General features: G+C 74.7%; 10 protein-coding genes and 1 rRNA gene. 5 read left to right on the top strand and 6 right to left on the bottom strand.

Annotated features, from left to right (window positions below; all coding sequences use genetic code 11):
• The first annotated feature begins 92 nt into the window (after positions 1 to 92).
• A 5S ribosomal RNA gene (gene rrf / locus Sdia_RS22455) occupies positions 93 to 209 on the top strand.
• Between the two features lie 158 nt (positions 210 to 367).
• Here the strand turns inward: rrf and Sdia_RS22450 are convergent.
• Positions 368 to 2,737 carry a GTPase-associated protein 1-related protein gene (locus tag Sdia_RS22450; RefSeq protein WP_189499840.1) on the bottom strand — a complete coding sequence of 790 codons (2,370 nt, stop codon included), beginning with the start codon at positions 2,735 to 2,737 and terminating at the stop codon, positions 368 to 370.
• A 572-nt stretch (positions 2,738 to 3,309) separates the two neighbouring features.
• Complete coding sequence (gene treZ / locus Sdia_RS22445) at positions 3,310 to 5,076, bottom strand: malto-oligosyltrehalose trehalohydrolase (RefSeq protein ID WP_100453398.1); 1,767 nt, start codon at positions 5,074 to 5,076, stop codon at positions 3,310 to 3,312.
• Between the two features lie 264 nt (positions 5,077 to 5,340).
• Here treZ and Sdia_RS22440 point away from each other — a divergent pair, with 264 nt between their 5' ends.
• Positions 5,341 to 5,892 (top strand): FHA domain-containing protein, encoded by a 552-nt coding sequence (locus tag Sdia_RS22440; protein ID WP_100454280.1) that lies wholly within the window; start codon positions 5,341 to 5,343, stop codon positions 5,890 to 5,892.
• Positions 5,893 to 5,964: 72 nt separating this feature from the next.
• Here Sdia_RS22440 and Sdia_RS22435 read toward each other — a convergent pair whose 3' ends face one another.
• The 3 genes from Sdia_RS22435 to glgX all read right to left on the bottom strand — a co-directional run bounded on the left by Sdia_RS22435 (position 5,965) and on the right by glgX (position 12,129).
• The gene (locus Sdia_RS22435; RefSeq protein WP_100453399.1) at positions 5,965 to 7,251 is read right to left on the bottom strand and encodes a M14 family zinc carboxypeptidase; all 1,287 of its coding nucleotides are present in this window, start codon (positions 7,249 to 7,251) and stop codon (positions 5,965 to 5,967) included.
• A 170-nt stretch (positions 7,252 to 7,421) separates the two neighbouring features.
• A complete protein-coding gene (gene treY, locus Sdia_RS22430; protein ID WP_189499841.1) occupies positions 7,422 to 9,902 on the bottom strand; it encodes a malto-oligosyltrehalose synthase in 2,481 nt (826 codons plus the stop codon).
• 79 nt (positions 9,903 to 9,981) lie between these two features.
• A complete protein-coding gene (gene glgX, locus Sdia_RS22425; RefSeq protein ID WP_100453401.1) occupies positions 9,982 to 12,129 on the bottom strand; it encodes a glycogen debranching protein GlgX in 2,148 nt (715 codons plus the stop codon).
• A gap of 294 nt (positions 12,130 to 12,423) precedes the next feature.
• Between glgX and Sdia_RS22420 the strand changes: the two genes are divergently transcribed.
• Positions 12,424 to 13,665, top strand: coding sequence for a DUF5919 domain-containing protein (locus Sdia_RS22420; RefSeq protein WP_100453402.1), 1,242 nt, complete (start codon positions 12,424 to 12,426; stop codon positions 13,663 to 13,665).
• 153 nt (positions 13,666 to 13,818) lie between these two features.
• Positions 13,819 to 14,532 (top strand): exonuclease domain-containing protein, encoded by a 714-nt coding sequence (locus Sdia_RS22415; protein WP_100453403.1) that lies wholly within the window; start codon positions 13,819 to 13,821, stop codon positions 14,530 to 14,532.
• A gap of 35 nt (positions 14,533 to 14,567) precedes the next feature.
• On the opposite strand, the gene Sdia_RS22410 is transcribed toward Sdia_RS22415, so the two are convergent.
• Positions 14,568 to 15,428 carry an aminoglycoside phosphotransferase family protein gene (locus tag Sdia_RS22410; RefSeq protein ID WP_100453404.1) on the bottom strand — a complete coding sequence of 287 codons (861 nt, stop codon included), beginning with the start codon at positions 15,426 to 15,428 and terminating at the stop codon, positions 14,568 to 14,570.
• A gap of 651 nt (positions 15,429 to 16,079) precedes the next feature.
• Here Sdia_RS22410 and Sdia_RS22405 point away from each other — a divergent pair.
• Positions 16,080 to 17,204, top strand: coding sequence for a mechanosensitive ion channel family protein (locus Sdia_RS22405; RefSeq protein ID WP_100453405.1), 1,125 nt, complete (start codon positions 16,080 to 16,082; stop codon positions 17,202 to 17,204).
• Positions 17,205 to 17,242 lie beyond the last annotated feature (38 nt).

The following is a 17,242-nucleotide window of genomic DNA, read 5'->3' as shown; positions in this document are numbered from 1 at the left end:
GCTCGCGTCCACTGTGTTGGTTCTGAAACCACGAACACCAACCGCACACTCATCTTCTGGTGGGTTGTGGTTGCTGGTGTGTTTCGTAGTGTTTCGGTGGTCATAGCGTGAGGGAAACGCCCGGTTACATTCCGAACCCGGAAGCTAAGCCTTACAGCGCCGATGGTACTGCAGGGGGGACCCTGTGGGAGAGTAGGTCGCCGCCGAACTCTTTGTGGCCTCGGGCCCGGAAAACCTGATCAAAGGTTTTCCGGGCCCGAGGCATTTCTGCGTTCAGGACCCTATGGGCCCGCAGGGCAGGCGGCGGCAGGAACGAGGTCGGAGAAGCTCGTCCCCGCCGAACAGCCGTGAGGTCGCTTCCGTGAGGTCACTGCTGGGTGCCCCTGCGCCGGCCTCGCTGGGTGAGGCCTCGGGTGAGGCGGGTCAGGCGACCACGGTTGGTTTCGCGGAATTCCTCCGCGAGGGTGCTGCGATGAGCGGCCAACAACTGCTCGATGCGCTGTACCTGCTGTGCCGGCAGGGCGCGGACGACGGGGCGCAGCACCGTCGTGAGGAGCGAGAGCCTGGTCTCCTCCCACTCAGGGGTGGCGCCTTGATGGGAGGACCAGTCACGGAAGCACGCCGCCGCGTACGCCGGGTCGGTGCGCAGCCGTTGAAGGGCCGGGCCCTCGGCTGCCACTGCCGCGTACGTGGAGAGGAGGGAGCGGTCCCCGGAGCGGGCGAGGTCACTCAACTCCGCGATGTCGTCGGTGTTTCCCGCCAGCAGGCGCTGGGCGAGGGCGCGTTCCGCGCGGATACGCAGGGCCGCCGGGAGGGGTGCGGCGGCCGACGCGTGAGCGGTGAGATGGCGTACCCACTCGGTGCCTTCGGCCGGGGTGCCGAGGCGGTCGGTGTAGAGGAGCAACTCCAGGGCGGCGCGGTCGCGGGGCACCAGGTCCGGTGAGAAGGAGTTCAGGAGGTCGGTCGCCAAGCGGCCGGCCTCCGCGTCGTCGGCGTGGCCCTCGACAGCGGCCTGGAGCAGGAACGGCAGGGTACCGGCGGTCCGGTGGGTGTCGGAGCCGGTGGCGGCCAGCAGACGCCGAGCCTCGTCGCCGGTCGGTGGCGCTTCCGCCCAGACACGGCGTGCGGCGGTGCCCAGCGTCTCGGGGGCGGTCATCGGCGACAGGCCCGCGGCGCGGAGCAGGCTCTCGACCGCGGCGACCCGGTCGCCCTCCGGTACCGGCAGGGAGCAGAGCAGCAGGTGCGGCGCGGCGAAGCGGTCCACCTCCAGCGGCAGCGCGGCCATGACACGGGAGCCGGCGGCCGGGTCCTCGGCCGCCAGGGCGTCGAGCTGTTCGACCACCGCGGCACGTAGGGAAGGGCTGCCGGTGAGGGTGTCGCGCACCTCGTCGATGCCCGCTGCCGCCTGCGGATCGGCGGTGACGGCCTGAGCGGCCCGTGCCGCGAGTCGCGGAAGCAGGTCGGCGTGATCGACGCCCAGCGTCTCGGCGAGCCTGAGCAGGGACAGTGGGCGGCCGAGGGGAGGCCGGTCCGGGTCGGTGAGGCCACGCCGGATGTCGGAGCGGAGCCGGGAGGCCAGCCGGTCGCGCATGGCCGGGCCGAGATCTCCCGCGTACAGCAAGGGGAGGCGGGGCATGTCGGTGCGGACGGCGGCGGTCAGGGCGGTCGCCGTCAGGGGTTCCAGCTGGTCGACGGGGAGCCGGCCGCGGAGTGCCTCGCGCAGCCCGGTGAGGGCGGGAGCCTCGACAGGGTCGCTCTGGTCCGCGGCGGCGCTGAGGGCGGTGACGAAGGCGGCCAGCGCGGGCTGGTCCACACCCGGACCCGCGGCGGCGATCCAGGCGGCGGCGACCGCACGGGCCTCGGCGTCGACCTGAACGCCGGTGCGTACGGCCGCTGCGGCCAGGCGGCCCGGCTCGGGGGAGTGGGCCGTCTCCTTGAACAGCCCCGGGACGCCCGCGAGCCAGACGTGGGCGCACAGACGTGCCCAGACGTCCGGGACGGTGCGCGGCGGCGGAGGAGCGGACGAGCAGTCGACCAGCCGGTACCGGCCGGGGTCGTCGAGGGCGGCGTAGCCCTCGGGACGCATGCCGGATATCCGGTGCCCGTGGCCCGGGACTCGGGTGTACGTGGTGAAGGTGAGCCGGTGGACCTCGGCCGGCGGGAGGACGGTCGCCGCCAGGGCGATCCAGCGGGCGACGGCCACCGGGTCGCGCTCCACCACGACGAGCGGCGGTCCCGACGGGTCGGCGACCAGAGCGCGTAGCTCGGCGAAGAAGGCGGCGAGCCACGGGACGCGGGTGGCGGCGAACTCCGTCAGACAGGTGCGGCTCAGTTCCCGGGCCGGAGTGAACGCCGCCACGGGCTTCGGGACCCCGCCGTCCGGAGCGGTGCGGGCCCACTGCGGTGCACCCCAGCAGAAGATGGGCAGCACGTCGTCCGGCAGCCCCGTGCCGGGCGGCAGGTGGACCGCGTGGGTGTGGGTGGTGAGGCCGGCCGGTCCGGTGGCGGCCACGGACGTCGTCTGGCCGAGCAGGAGGCTGCCGTCCCGCATCGCGGTGAGCGAGAACGTCGTGGGTAGCCGGTCCGCCTCGGCCGGGGTGGGGTGCGGCGGTGCGCCTCGGGGCGGTACATGGGCGAAGAGCTGTTCCGCCGCTTCACGGATGCCGGGCGGAACGCCCGGGGAGACGGCGGCCAAGCCGGGACCGGGCGAGGTGAGGTGCAGCTGGGCGAGGCTCATACGTCCGCATCCTTTCGCGCCGGTCGGGCCCGGGCACCGGCGGGTTCCCCGGCGGGCCGCCGGTGCCATCCCAGCAGAACAGACCGCCCCTCGGGCGGAGTTCGGCCGAACGGTTACGGGCCGTCCGGTGCGGCGGGGCCGGACGGCTGGCTGGGAGCGGACCAGGAAGGGCCGGCAGGGGCCGGCCAGACGTCCTGCCCGTCCGCCAGTGGCGTGGCGAGAGGCAGGCGGAGGAAGCGGCAGGCGAAGGTGAGCCCCGCGTCGCCGTCCTCGCCCCGGACCTGGTGGAGCCAAACGTCCGGCGCGTCGTCCGGGGCGCGCAGGAGGAAGAAGGCGGTCCGGCGAGGACGGCCCGTGTCAGGGTGCGGCCTGTCCTCCACCGCCGGGCGCCGGACCACGGTGGCCGTCAGCCCCGTCTCCTCCCGGGTCTCCCGCGCCTCGCCCGGGGCGTCCCGCCGGCCGGTACCGGGGCGCGCCCGCCGCCGCCATGCCGGCGTGGCCGGAGACGAGGAGAGCGGGGGCCGGGCGGTGCCGGGCCACGGGGGCGCCCGCCCGCAGGCGCGGTGGCGCCCTCACCGCTCGCCCAGGACGACCGCCGAGCGCGGGCCGAGGTGGAGGACGCCGTCCGAGTCCAGGGAGGCCGAGTCGTCCCAGGCGGCGAGGGTGCGGAGCGAGCCGGTGCCGAGCGGGATCGCCGCTGGTCCGGTGGCGAGGTTGAGGGCCACCCGGATGTCCCCGCGGCGGAAGGCGAACCAGCGGGCCTGCTCGTCGAAGGCGACGCGGACCGCGGCGAGGTCGGCGTCGAGGAGGTCGGGGCGGGCGCGGCGCAGCGCGATCAGGGTGCGGTGCCACTTGAGGAGGTGCCGGTGCGGTCCGCGCTCCCGCTCCGACCAGTCGAGGCAGGAGCGGTCGCGGGTGGCCGGGTCCTGCGGGTCGGGGACGTCCCCCTCCGCCCAGCCGTGCGCCGCGAACTCGCGGCGGCGCCCCTGACGGACCGCCTCGGCCAGCTCCGGGTCGGTGTGGTCGGTGAAGAACTGCCAGGGGGTGCGCGCCCCCCACTCCTCGCCCATGAAGAGCATCGGCGTGAACGGGCCGGTGAGAACCAGCGCGGCGGCGCAGGCCAGCAGGCCCGGCGGAAGGCAGTCCGCGAGGCGGTCGCCCTGGGCGCGGTTACCGACCTGGTCGTGGGTCTGGGCGTAGCCGAGGAGGCGGTGGGCGGAGACCCGGGTGCGGTCCAGGGGGCGCCCGTGGGCGCGGCCGCGGAACGAGGAGTACGTGCCGTCGTGGAAGAAGCCGCCGGTGAGGGTCTTGGCGAGGGCACGCAGCGGTTGTTCGGCGAAGTCCGCGTAGTAGCCCGTGGACTCGCCGGTGAGGCTGGTGTGCAGGGCGTGGTGGAAGTCGTCGTTCCACTGGGCCTGGAGACCGAGGCCGCCCTGGTCCCTGGGGGTGATCAGGCGCGGGTCGTTGAGGTCGGACTCGGCGATGAGGAACAGCGGGCGGCCCAGGTCGCGGGAGAGATCGCGGACCGCGTCGGACAGCTCCTCCAGGAAGTGCACCGCCCGGGTGTCGCAGAGGGCGTGCACGGCGTCCAGGCGCAAGCCGTCCAGGTGGTAGTCGCGCAGCCAGGCCAGGGCGCTCTCCACCAGGAACGCGCGCACCTCGTCGGAGCCGGGGGCGTCGAGGTTGACGGCGGAGCCCCACGGCGTGTGGTGGGTGTCGGTGAAGTACGGGCCGAAGGCGGGGAGATGATTTCCGGACGGGCCCAGGTGGTTGTGGACCACGTCCAGGACGACGCCGAGGCCCCGCTCGTGGGCGGCGTCGACGAAACGCTTCAGGGCCGCCGGGCCGCCGTACGGCTCGTGGACCGCCCAGAGCGACACGCCCTCGTACCCCCAGCCGTGCACGCCCGGGAAGGGGGCGAGCGGCATCAGCTCGACGTGGGTGACGCCCAGCGCGGCGAGGGCGTCGAGACGGCCGGCCGCCGCGTCCAGGGTGCCCTCGCGGGTGAAGGTGCCGACGTGCAGCTCGTAGAGGACCGCGCCCGGCAGGCCCCGGCCCGGCCACGGGGCCCGCCACTCGTACGCGTCCTGGTCGACGACGGCGCTGAGGCCGTCGGGGCCGTCCGGCTGGCGGCGGGAGCGCGGGTCGGGCAGGACCGGGCCGCCGTCGACCGAGAAGCCGTACCGCGCGCCGTCGCCCGCCGGGGCCTGCGCGACCCACCAGCCCGGCCGGGAGACGTCCCGCTCCATGGGGACCCGCTCCCCGCCCACTTCGAGCGCCACCTCGTCCTTGTCCGGCGCCCACACCTCGAACCGTGCCACCTCGGCCCCCTCGGTCATCCGTCTCTCGCCCGTCCTCGGTCGGTGTCGCCCTGTGCCGCCGCGCTCGGGAACCTTCTCGCCCAGGCGCGGCACCGGATCGCACACGCGTGCGCCCCGCGCGGTGCTCACACACCGCTGTCGACAGTCAACACGCTGCCACCGACAACCGGGGTCAGGACGAGGGGGTGAGATCAATTCGTTTCCCGTCCGGGCCCGCTGACGGCGGGGCGGGACAGGGACCGCCGCTGGACAGCGCGGAGCGGCGTGGCGGACAATCGGCCCGTGACCACCTCGCAGTTCCATCCCCAGCCGGCGCCACGTGTCACCGACGCGCAGCGGGACCGGGCACTGAAGGTGCTGCGGGACGGGGCCGCGGAGGGGCGGCTCTCGCACGAGACGTTCATCCGGCGGATGGAGCTGGCGCTCGCCGCCCGCAGCGCGGCCCAGTTGTCCGAGCTGACCGCCGATCTGCCCCAGGAGGGGGCCCTGTCGCGGGTGGTGTTCGGGTCGGTGCGGGCCGTCTCGGGGTTCACCGTGAAGATGCGGCGCGCCTGGCAGGCCGAACGGCTGCCCAAGTTGCTGCTGCCCGGGCCCGATCTGCGGGGCGCGCTGAGGATAGGGCGGGACCAGGGGAACGGGCTGCGGCTCAGCCACGACACGGTGTCGCGCTGTCACGCCGAGCTGAGTTTCGAGGACGGGGTGTGGGTGTTGCGGGATCTGGGGTCCACCAACGGGACCTCCGTGAACGGGCAGCGGGTGACCGGGGCCGCCGTGGTGCGGGACGGGGACCATGTGAGTTTCGGGTCGATGGTGTTCCGCGTGGCGGTCTCCTGAGAGGTGGCTTGGCCTCGGACACCGGCCCGGCTGAGCGGTGGGCCGTACGGGGCAGTGGTGCTCTGCCCTGTCTCAGGGATGGGGTGTGTGGGTGGCGGCCGCGAGGGTGGTTCTCGTCTGGTGTTCCGTCTGGGAGTCGAGGGGGACCCAGCGAGGCGTGAAGCGGGTGGTGAAGTCGTGGGACCAGCGGGTGATGAGAGGGCCCAGGGCGGCGGCCGACGGTGAGTGGTGGCGGGTCAGTTCGCGCAGGAGCATGCCGGCGGCGCGGAGGGGGAGGCGGCGGCCGAACGCCTCCATGCCCCAGACGTAGGCGGCGGTGGCACCCTCGGAGGGGAGACGTTCCCAGTCGTCGGCCAGGGCCGGGGAGAGGTCGAGGATCCAGCGGGCCGAGCGTGTCAGGGGACCTGGTGGGCCCGGGAGACGGGGCAGGGCGGTGGCCAGGACACGGGTGACGGCGCGGGTGTGCTCGCGCAGACGTCGGGCGCTGTCGCGCAGGGCGGCGGACGGGTCCGGGTGGGGTGCGAGGTCGGTGACGCGGTCGCTGGCCCACAGGGGGACCTCGATGACGGCGGTGCGCCCGCCGTAGCGGTGTATGTGGTGCCAGGTGCTGTGGCGGACGTCCTCGGGCACGCTGGGGAACGGCGTGTCCGCGCCGGGTTCCGGCATGACGTGGACGCCGGGGCCCGAGACGGGCCAGCCGACCGCGTCCGAGGGGCCCGCCTCGATGGGGATGCGCAGCTCCGCGGCGGACTTGGCGAAGGGCTCGGCGAGTCCGGGGATGTCTCGGGTCACCTGCACCCAACTGCCGCCGAGGTCGGTGCCGTGCAGCGAGACCTGGAGATAGGGGCGCAGTTCGTCGAGTACGCCGGTGAGTGCCCGGGTCTCGGGAGGCAGACGGTGCGGCGGCACGTACGACGGGGACCATTCGGGCTGTTCGGCGCCGCGCGGACGGTAGAAGCGCCGGTGGTACTCCAGGAGCGAGCCGGGGGCGCGCATCTGGTGCAGGCGCGCTCCGTCGGGGTCGGCGCAGAGCAGGAAGTGCCAGGAGGTGCGGGTACGCAGGGCGGGGTCGGCCGCGACGCGTCCGGCCAGCCGGCGTACGGCCGGTCCGCCCGCCGGTTCGTTGGCGTGGGCTCCCGCGACGACCAGGACGGCCGCGTCGGCGTGGCCGACGGAGAGCAGGTGCAGCGGGCGCCCCGCGCGGGAGAGGCCGACCCGGCGCAGGGTACAGAGCCGGGGGTGGCGGTGGACCAGCGCGGCGGCGGCGCGGACCAGCTCGGAGGGGGCCGGGAAGCGCTCGGCCGGCGCGTCGCGGGTGTCCGGTGTGCGGCCGGACACCGATTGCTCGTACTGGGACATGCGCGCCCACCCCCCGTGGTTCGCCACCGGCGGCCTGTGCGGACGCGGCCGCCGGACGTGCACCGTACGATCCGCCGCGCCGGGGCGCGTGGGGGAGCAGAACACGCCGTCCGGCGCGCAACTACGCCAACTGCGGTACGGCGCGCTCCGGTGTACGGCCCGGCGTGCCCTCACTCCTCCTGGCGGTGGAGCAGGGCCACCGGACGCCGGGCGAAGAGAGTGGCGAGCGCGGCCTCCCCTTCGTACCGGGGGCCTTGGTGCGGGCGGGCGTCGGTCAGCAGGTCCACGTAACGGCCGGGAGGCAGGGGCAGGGCGGTGTCGTGCCAGCCGCCCGCCTGGTGCAGGGCGCCGGGCAGCCGGGTCACGGCGGTCACCAGTGGCGGGGCCTCGCCGGGACCCCGGCCGAAGGCGAGGCAGTGGGCGGCGGCGGGGCCGCGGGCCGCCAGGGCGTGGTAGCCGGAGGCGGCGCCGAAGAGCCCGGGCCGGCGCCGGCGCAGGCGGAGGGCCGTGGCGGTGAGGGCCAGCTTCTCCTCGTCCAGGCCCGTGGCACGGCCTTGGGCGTCGAGCGCGTGCAGCGTGCCGCCGGGCGCCGGGACCGGGGCGCGGTTGTCGGGGTCCATGAGGGTGCGGCGGTCGCGTTCGGTGCCCTGGTAGACGTCGGGGACGCCCGGCATCGTCAGATGGAGCAGGGCGGCGCCCAGGACGTGGGCGCGGACGTAGGGGCCGAGGCGTTCGGCGAGGGCGGGGAGCTGGTCGGCGGCGGCACCGGTCAGCCCCTCGCGGACGTACCGCTCCACGGCCTCCTCGTACGCGGGGTCCTGCTCGGTCCAGGTGGTGTGCAGGGCCGCCTCGCGAGCGTGTTTGAGCAGGGCGCCCGCGAGCCGGTCGGCATAGGGCACGGCGCCCTCGGACGGCGGGGTGCCGTCGTCGGGCAGCAGGGCGCAGACGGTCTGCCAGGCCGCCCAGGTGAAGGGCATCCCGACGGCGGCCGCCGCGTCCTTGCCCGCGCGGCGCACGGCGCCGGTCAGGAACTCGCCCCACACCCGGGGGAACTCCGCCAGCACCGCGATCCGGGCGCGGGCGTCGGCGCTGCGCTTGGTGTCGTGGGTGGAGAGCACCGTCCCGGTCTCCGGCCAGTCCCGCTGGAGCCGTGCGCAGAAGGCGTGGAACGCCTCGGGGGGCAGCGCCGGGGTGCCCGGGTCGCCGCCGACCTCGCAGGCGGAGAGGAGGGGGACGTACCGGTAGAACGCCCGGTCCTCGACGGCCTTGGCGTGCAGGGCCGAGGCGACCTGCGCGAAGCGGGCGCGGAAGGCGGCGGCGCCGGCCGGGTCGCTCAGGCCGGTCAGGGTCCCCGCGGCCAGTCGGCGTACGACGTCCACCGCGTGCGCCTCCTCGGGCACGTCGAAGGCGGCGCGGGCCTCCTCGGCCGCCCGCTCGGTGAGGACGGCGGCGGTCTCGGCGGGGGTCTGCTCGGGGTAGGGGCGGTAGACGGGGACCCGGACGAGGAGTTCGCGGACGGCGGCGCGCAGCGCCCACGGGGCGTGGTCACGCAGGTGGAGGTCGGCGGCGCAGACCCGGGTGGCGGTGCGCGTCAGGGTCTCCACCTCGGCGGCCAGGTCGTGCCCGGCGATCTGGCGGGCGGCGCGGCGCGCGGTGGCCTGCCACTCGCCGCCCTCCTCGGGCTCCGGGTCGGCGAACGCGCGGTACTGCTCCAGGAGGGAGCGGGCGCCCTCGGGGTCGGTGAGGACCGCGTCGACGTGCCGGAGCGCGTCGTAGCCGGTGGCGCCGGCCACCGGCCAGGAGGGCGGCAGCGGTTCGCCGTCGGCGAGGATCTTCTCGACCACCGTCCAGCGTCCGCCGGCGCGCTCGTGCAGGCGGGCCAGGTAGCCGCCCGGGTCGGTGAGGCCGTCGGGGTGGTCGACGCGCAGGCCGTGCACGACGCCCTCGTCGAGCAGGGCGAGGACGGTGGCGTGGGTGGCGTCGAAGACGGCCGGGTCCTCGACGCGGACCGCGATCAGGTCGTTGACGGTGAAGAAGCGGCGGTAGTTCAGCTCGGTGCGGGCCAGCCGCCACCAGACGGGGCGGTACCACTGGGCGTCCAGCAGCTCCGCCAGCGGCAGCCCTGCCGTGCCGGCGCGCAGCGGCAGCGTCAGCCCGCCGGGCAGGCGCAGCTCGCCGTCCTCGACCCGCGGTGCCGCCCCGTCCCCGCCGACGCGTGCGCCGAGCACCGGCAGCAGCAGCTGCCCGCCGCCGGCCGCCCAGTCGATGTCGAACCACGCGGCGTAGGGGGAGTGCGGACCGTCCCGCAGCACCGTGCGCAGGGCCTGGTTGTGGACCGGGTCGGCGGCCATGTGGTTGGGGACGATGTCCACCACCAGCCCCATGCCGTGCGCGCGGGCGGCGCGGGAGAGGGAGCGCAGCCCCGCCTCCCCGCCCAGTTCCGCGCGGACGCGGGTCGGGTCGGTGACGTCGTACCCGTGGCTGGAGCCGGGCACCGCCTCCAGGACCGGGGAGAGGTGCAGGTGCGACACACCGAGCGCGGCGAGCGCCGGTACGTCGGCCTCGGCGGCGGCGAAGGGGTGGCCGGGGTGGAGCTGGATGCGGTACGTGGCGGTGGGCGGCGCGGGCGGCGCCGGGGAGGCGGGCGTCATGGACGAGTACGTACCCTTCGGGCGGCTGTTGTCGTCATCGTGCGGCGCGCCGGGGTGACGGCGCGGGGCCCGCACGGTGTCAGGCGGGCCGCTGGAGGACGGTCAGGCTGCGGTCGGGCAGGGCGAGCCGCTGCCCGGCGCGGACCTTCGGGCCGTCACCCGGCCGGGCGCCTTCCGGTGCGGCGGTCTCCACCACGGCCTGCCACTCGCGGCCCAGTCCGGTGGGGACGAGGAACTCCAGCGGCTCGGGGGAGGCGTTGAACATCAGCAGGAACGAGTCGTCGTGGATCGACTCGCCGCGCGGCCCCGGCTCGGAGATGGCGTTGCCGTTGAGGAACACGGTGAGCGCCCTGGCCTGCGCGGAGTCCCAGTCCCGCTGGGTCATCTCCTCGCCCTCGGGGGTGTACCAGGCGATGTCGGACAGGTCGTCGTGGGTGCCCCGCACCGGCCGGCCGTGGAAGAAGCGGCGGCGCCGGAAGACCGGGTGGTCGCGGCGGAGCCACACCATGGCCCGGGTGAACTCCAGCAGCGACTGCCCGTCCTCCGGCTCCCGCGGACCCGCCCTGCCGTCGGCCTCCTCGGGCCAGTGCACCCAGGAGATCTCGCTGTCCTGGCAGTAGGCGTTGTTGTTGCCGCGCTGGGTGCGGGCGAACTCGTCGCCGTGGCTGAGCATCGGCACGCCCTGGGAGAGCATCAGGGTGGCGATGAAGTTGCGCATCTGCCGACGGCGCAGCTCCCGCACCTTCCGGTCCTCGGTGGCGCCCTCGGTCCCGCAGTTCCACGAGCGGTTGTGGCTCTCGCCGTCCCGGTTGCCCTCGCCGTTGGCGTCGTTGTGCTTGTCGTTGTACGCCGTCAGGTCGTGCAGGGTGAAGCCGTCGTGGCAGGTGACGAAGTTGATGGAGGCCAGCGGGCGCCGCCCGTCGTCCTGGTACAGGTCGGAGGAGCCGGTGAGCCGGGAGGCGAACTCCGCCAGCGTGCGCGGTTCGCCGCGCCACATGTCGCGGACCGTGTCGCGGTACTTGCCGTTCCACTCGGTCCACAGCGGCGGGAAGTTCCCCACCTGGTAGCCGCCCTCGCCCACGTCCCAGGGCTCCGCGATCAGTTTGACCTGGCTGACCACCGGGTCCTGCTGCACCAGGTCGAAGAAGGACGACAGCCGGTCCACCTCGTGGAACTGCCGCGCCAGGGTCGCCGCCAGGTCGAAGCGGAACCCGTCGACGTGCATGTCCGTCACCCAGTACCGCAGCGAGTCCATGATGAGCTGGAGAACGTGCGGGGACCGCATGAGCAGGGAGTTCCCGGTGCCCGTGGTGTCCATGTAGTAGCGGGGGTCGTCGGCGCTCAGCCGGTAGTACGAGGCGTTGTCCAGCCCCCGGAAGGAGAGGGTCGGGCCCAGGTGGTTGCCCTCGGCGGTGTGGTTGTAGACCACGTCGAGGATGACCTCGATGCCCGCCTGGTGCAGGGCGCGCACCGCCGACTTGAACTCCAGCACCTGCTGGCCCCGGTCCCCCCAGGATGCGTAGGCGTTGTGCGGGGCGAAGAAGCCGATGGTGTTGTAGCCCCAGTAGTTGGCGAGTCCCGCGTCGGCGAGGCGGTGGTCGTTGACGAACTGGTGGACCGGCATCAGCTCCAGCGTGGTGATGCCCAGCTCGGTGAGGTGCTCCAGGATCGCGGGGTGGGCGAGGGCCGCGTAGGTGCCGCGCAGCTCCTCCGGCAGGGCCGGATGGAGCATCGTCAGCCCCTTCACGTGGGCCTCGTAGATCACCGTGCGGTGGTAATCGGTGCGCGGGCGGCGGTCGTCGCCCCAGTCGAAGTACGGGTTGACCACCACCGAGGACATGGTGTGCGGGGCCGAGTCGAGGTCGTTGCGCTTCTCCGGGGAGCCGAAGTGGTAGCCGTACACCTCCTCGCCCCACTTGATCTTGCCGCTGACCGCACGGGCGTACGGGTCGAGGAGGAGCTTGGCGCTGTTGCAGCGCTGACCGCGCTCGGGGGCGTAGGGGCCGTGGACGCGGAAGCCGTACCGCTGGCCGGGCATGACGCCGGGCAGGTACGCGTGGCGCACGAACGCGTCGGTCTCGCGCAGCTCCACCGCCGTCTCGGAGCCGTCGTCGTGCAGCAGCACCAGTTCGATCCGGTCCGCCGCCTCCGAGAAGACCGCGAAGTTCGTGCCGGCGCCGTCGTAGGAGGCACCGAGGGGATACGCCTGTCCAGGCCAGACCTGCATGGCTCGACTCTTCCGTCTGAGGCCCGGGGCAAGCCCGGAACGGTGGGACCGCTTCGGGCCGAGTCTCCCCGAAAGTGAGGTCAGTACCTAGGACTTCTGCCGGTCCACCCGGGTGACCGCGGCGGCCGGAGCCCCGGGGTTCCATTAGGCTTCCGGCAACGGCCTTGACGGCCCGTCCAGTTGGGAGAGGACCCCGGGCTTCGGGCTGCGCACCCGCCACACCCGGAGTACCCTTCCTTGATCGTTGAACAGGGGAGTGCCGGGGGCCTCCGGGGAGCGGAAGGCGGTACGCGGGTGAGCTCGGGAGGGCTGGAGCTGCCCCCTGGTGACCCAGATCACGAGGGGGGCTCCGGAGCGGTCCCGTCCGGAGCGGTGTCCCTGGCGCGGCCGGTGGAGACCGGCGCCCAGATAGGCCCCGAACTGGACTGGGGCGCCGACGCCTGGAGCGAGGTCCGCACCCGGGCCCAGCGCGCCGGGCGCGCCTACATCTGGCTCAACCTGGTCGAACAGCGGCTGCGCGCCGTGGTCGCCGCCGTGCTGCGCCCGGTCTACGAGCCGGTGCACGGCGAGGACTGGGTGGTCGCCGCCGCCGGGCCCGCCGGACAGGAGTGGGTGCAGCGCGCCGTCGCCGTCCGCGAGGTCAGCCGCCGCAAGGGCTACCTCCTCGACCCGGCCGACGACAACGTGCTGAGCTTCCTCACCCTGCCGCAGCTGCGCGAGCTGATGGTGCAGCACTGGCCCTGCTTCGAGCCGTACTTCGACGACCGGCGCGCCGTCGAGCTGGCTCTCGACGAGCTGGAGGTCACCCGCAACGTCGTCTCCCGCAACCGGGCCCTCTCCCAGGCCGTCCTCGCCCAGGCGGAGCGGGCCTCGGCGGTGCTGCTGGAGATGCTCGGCGCCGGCTCCGACGTGCCCTCGGCCCGGCGGCTGCGCGTGGACGCCGTGGAGGACCTGGTCGGCGACCGGTACGCGGACGTCGTCGGCGTCCACCCGGACCGGGTCCGGCTGCTGCGGCAGTTCCCCGCCGAGGACCTGTTCGGCGGGGCCCGGCGGCTGGACGCCATCGGCATAGGGCTCAACCTGCTCGTGCAGAACTTCTCCGGGCGCCGGCTGATCCGTCTCGCCGAGGAGGGCAGCCGCGTCCGCCTGCTCTTCCTCAACCCCGCCTCCAGCGCCGTCAAGCGCCGCGAACGCGAGCTGGGCCTCAAGCGCGGGGAGCTGAGCCGCTCGGTGGAGATGAACATCCTCCACATGCGCCGGGTCCGCGCCCGGCTGCGCGACCCGGGCGCCTTCGAGATCCAGGTGTACGACGAGACGCCCCGCTTCACCGCCTACCTCGTCGACGGGGACGGCGCCGACGGGGTGGCCGTCGTCCAGTCCTACCTCAGGCGCACCCGGGGCATGGAGGCCCCGGTCCTCGTCCTGCGCGGCGGCGGGCGCGTGGTGCGCGGGGAAGGCCCGGGGGAGAACGGGCTGTTCGAGACCTACCGCGAGGAGTTCGAGCTGGCCTGGGCCGACTCGCGGCCCGTCTCCTGAGTCGACCGCCGCCCTCCCTCCGCCCGGGTGCGGCCCGACGGGCCGCCGGGCAGGTGGGAGGCACGGCGAGGCGGCCGACGGGAAGTGGCGCTGTCGGTGGTGCGTGCGAAGGTGGGGCACCACTGGGGGAACGCACAACAAGGAGGGGCGGCCATGGGCTGGCACCGGGAGCTGCTGATCGGGTTCGACCTGGAGACTACGGGCACCGACCCGCGGGAGGCGCGGATCGTCACGGCCGCCGTCATCGAGGTGGCGGACGGCGAGCCCCGCGGTCACCGCACCTGGCTCGCCGACCCGGGCATACCCATCCCGGCCGGGGCCACCGCCGTCCACGGCATCACCGACGCCCGCGCCGCCGCCGAGGGCGGGCCGCCCGACCGGGTCGCCGACGCGGTCGCCGAGGCGCTCACCGGGTACTGGCGCGCGGGCGTCCCCGTCGTCGCCTACAACGCCCCGTTCGACCTCACCCTGCTCGCCGCCGAACTGCGCCGCCACGACCTGCCCTCGCTCACCGAGCGGCTGGGCGGGGCGCCCCTGGGCCCGGTGATCGACCCGCTCACCGTGGACCGCGCCGTAGACCGCTACCGCCGGGGCAGTCGCCGCCTGTCGACGGTCTGCGCCGAGTACGGCGTGGAGCTGGCGGCCGCCCACGACGCCGCCGCCGACGCCCTGGCGGCGGCCCGGCTGGCCCGGGCGATAGCCCTGCGCCACCCCAAGGTCGCCGCCCTCGGGCCCGCCGCGCTGCACGAGCGGCAGATCGGCTGGGCCGCCGAGCGGGCCGCCGACTTCCAAGCGTACCTGCGGCGCAAGGGGGAGGCGGGGGCGGTGGTCGACGGAAGCTGGCCGCTGCACGCCGAGGCCGCCTGAGCGGCCGGGGTCGGCCCCGCGTGGCGAGGCCGGCGTCAGAAGGGGTGCCAGCGGACCTCGGTGTCGCCGTCGCGCAGCGAGGCGACCCGGCGGCGGAACTCGGCCAGCGCCTTGGGGTTGCCCGGGGCGTGCTGGGAGACCCAGGCGCAGCTGGCCGTCTCACGGGCGCCGCGCAGCACGGCGCAGCCGTCCCACTCCCGCACGTCCCAGCCGTAGACCGAGGTGAAACGCCGGTACTCCTCGTCCGGGAGGCCGTACCGGTCGCGGGAGAGGGCCAGGACCACCAGGTCGTGTTCGCGCAGGTCCGAGGAGAAGGTCTCCAGGTCGGTGAGGACCGGGCCCTCGGGGCCGATGTGCACGTTGCGCGGCAGGGCGTCGCCGTGGATCGGGCCGGGCGGCAGAAGCGGGACGAGCGAGGACGCGGCGGCGGCGAAGCCGTCCCGGCGCTCGCGGAGGTAGTCGGCGTCGGCCGGGTCGATGGCGTCGCCCGCCAGCCGCAGCCAGCGCTCGACGCCGCCGAGGAGTTCCCGGCGCGGCAGCCCGAAGGGCGGCGGGTCCAGGGCGTGCACCTGGCGGAGCAGCGCCGCGAGGTCGGCGGGGGCGGCCGGGCGCACCGGTTCGCAGAGGCGGCGCCAGAGGGTGACGGGGTGGCCGTCGACCAGCAGCGGTTCGGGCTGTACGGCGCGGACGGCGGGGACGCCCCGCTCCTGGAGCCAGACGGCGATCCGCAGTTCGCGGCGGGCGCGTTCGAGGAGTTCGGGCGCGCGGCCCACCTTGGCCACGACGTCGCCGAAGGCGAAGACGGCGTTCTCGCCGAAGGCCAGCAGGGTCGCCTCCTCGGCGGGGGTCGAGAGGCCGGCGGCGGCCAGTACGGATCTGGCCTGGGGCTCGTCCATCGTTCCTCCGTGTGTCTGGTGCCCGGCCAGTCTTTCACCCGGGGCACGGTCACGGCCCCGGGGACCTGCTGCGCCCCGCCCGGGCAGGCTCGGCGGGGCGCGGGCGCGGGCGCGGGGGAGCGGCGGCGGTCAGGCGGCGAGCGACTCCTCGCTCTGCTCCGGCGACTCCGCCTCCGCGCCGGGCCCGCCGAGTCGGCGGGCGACGGGGCGGCCGGGCGGCGACGGCTGTGGCGAGGCGTTCACGGCGGCCGGTGGCCGACAGGGCGACGGCGACGAACACCGCGTCCCTGTGTTTCATCTCACCGTGCGCGGGAAGGAGGTGCCCGACCAGACCACGGAGGCCCGCCGAGGCGTCTGCCCGGAACACCTGGGGGCCCGGCACGAGGCCGGTCTCGCCCCCTTCGCCGACCACCTGCTCCGCCGCGACGGGGCCGACCAGGCCGAACTCGTCCGGGAGCGGCACCCGTGGCGGGCGGTTTCCTCTCGGGGTGGCCGGGCACGCGCAGAGCGGACCGGTCGCACGCCTCGCGTCTCCCCCTCCCCGACCGGGGCGCGGGCGGCGGCACGGTCGCGGCCCCCCGTCTCCCTCCCCGAGGGAAGCCGTGCGGGCCGGCGCCCCCCGTCCCCGTCCCGCCTCAGGCACCCGGAGTCATGGAGAACGTACTGCGTCCGCTGATCGTCGTGGGCGGTGCACTCGCCCTCACCCTGCTGCTCGGCTGGCTCGCCGACCTGCTGTTGAGGAGGGCCAACGCCCGCCACCCGGAGACCCCGCTCTGGGGCCTGCTGCGCCGCTGCCGACCGCCGCTCCAGGTGGTGCTGCTCACCGCGATCCTGCGCGGCTCCTACCGGCAGACCAAGCTGGACATCATCCAGAACCACGAGGCGGGCATCGGGCAGTTGCTCTCACTCGTCCTGATCGCCTCCAGCGCCTGGCTGGTGCTGCGTGCGGCGGCCGCCGCCGTCGAGTCGACGTACGCGCGGTACGCCTCGATGTCCGCCGACCGGGCGCGGGTGCGGCGGGTGCGCACCCAGGTCACGCTGATCATGCGCATCGTCACGGCCGTCGTCTGCGTGGTCGCGGGTGCGGCGATGCTGCTGACCTTCCCCGAGCTGCGCGCCGTCGGCACCTCGATGCTCGCCTCGGCGGGCATCATCGGCATCGTCGCGGGTGTCGCCGCCCAGTCCACCCTCGGCAACCTCTTCGCCGGGTTCCAGATCGCCTTCGGCGACATGGTGCGGCTCGGTGACACCGTGGTCGTCGACGGGGAATGGGGTGTCATCGACGAGGTGACCCTCACCGTGGTCGCCGTGCGCACCTGGGACGAGCGGCGCCTCACCATGCCCGTCTCCTACTTCACCAGCCAGCCCTTCGAGAACTGGTCGCGCGGCGGCGCGCAGATGACCGGGTCGGTCTTCTTCCAGCTCGACCACCGGGCCCCGCTCGGCATGATGCGCAAGAAGACCGAGGAGATCCTCGACCACTGCGAGGCGTGGGACGGGCGCAGCTGGAACCTGGCCGTCACCGACTCCACCGCCACCACCATGGAGGTGCGCGTCGTCGTCACGGCCCGGGACGCCGACGACATCTGGACCGTCCGCTGCACCGTCCGCGAACAGCTCCTCGTCTGGCTCGCCGAGGAGCACCCCTACGCGCTGCCCCGCGTCACCACCGGCTCCGCCGAGCCGGTGCCGACGCGGCCCGCCGGCAGCCTGCTGGACAAGGACGGCGGCGCCGTCGACGAGCCCCGCGAACTGCCGGACACCGGGCGGGGCTGAGAGTCCCTCGGCTCGCCTCCCTCCGCCGGACCCGCCGC

The organism is Streptomyces diastaticus subsp. diastaticus, assembly GCF_011170125.1.
Classification (GTDB): domain Bacteria; phylum Actinomycetota; class Actinomycetes; order Streptomycetales; family Streptomycetaceae; genus Streptomyces; species Streptomyces diastaticus.
This window is presented reverse-complemented; position numbering and strand designations above follow the sequence as displayed.

What these genes read in the sequence shown, in the direction of transcription:
- Sdia_RS22410 (WP_100453404.1), bottom strand. Translation starts at nt 15,428, where the DNA reads ATGGACGAGCCCCAGGCCAGATCCGTACTGGCCGCCGCCGGCCTCTCG.
- treZ (WP_100453398.1), bottom strand. Translation starts at nt 5,076, where the DNA reads ATGACCGAGGGGGCCGAGGTGGCACGGTTCGAGGTGTGGGCGCCGGAC.
- Sdia_RS22450 (WP_189499840.1), bottom strand. Translation starts at nt 2,737, where the DNA reads ATGAGCCTCGCCCAGCTGCACCTCACCTCGCCCGGTCCCGGCTTGGCC.
- glgX (WP_100453401.1), bottom strand. Translation starts at nt 12,129, where the DNA reads ATGCAGGTCTGGCCTGGACAGGCGTATCCCCTCGGTGCCTCCTACGAC.
- Sdia_RS22435 (WP_100453399.1), bottom strand. Translation starts at nt 7,251, where the DNA reads ATGTCCCAGTACGAGCAATCGGTGTCCGGCCGCACACCGGACACCCGC.
- treY (WP_189499841.1), bottom strand. Translation starts at nt 9,902, where the DNA reads ATGACGCCCGCCTCCCCGGCGCCGCCCGCGCCGCCCACCGCCACGTAC.
- Sdia_RS22415 (WP_100453403.1), top strand. Translation starts at nt 13,819, where the DNA reads ATGGGCTGGCACCGGGAGCTGCTGATCGGGTTCGACCTGGAGACTACG.
- Sdia_RS22405 (WP_100453405.1), top strand. Translation starts at nt 16,080, where the DNA reads ATGGAGAACGTACTGCGTCCGCTGATCGTCGTGGGCGGTGCACTCGCC.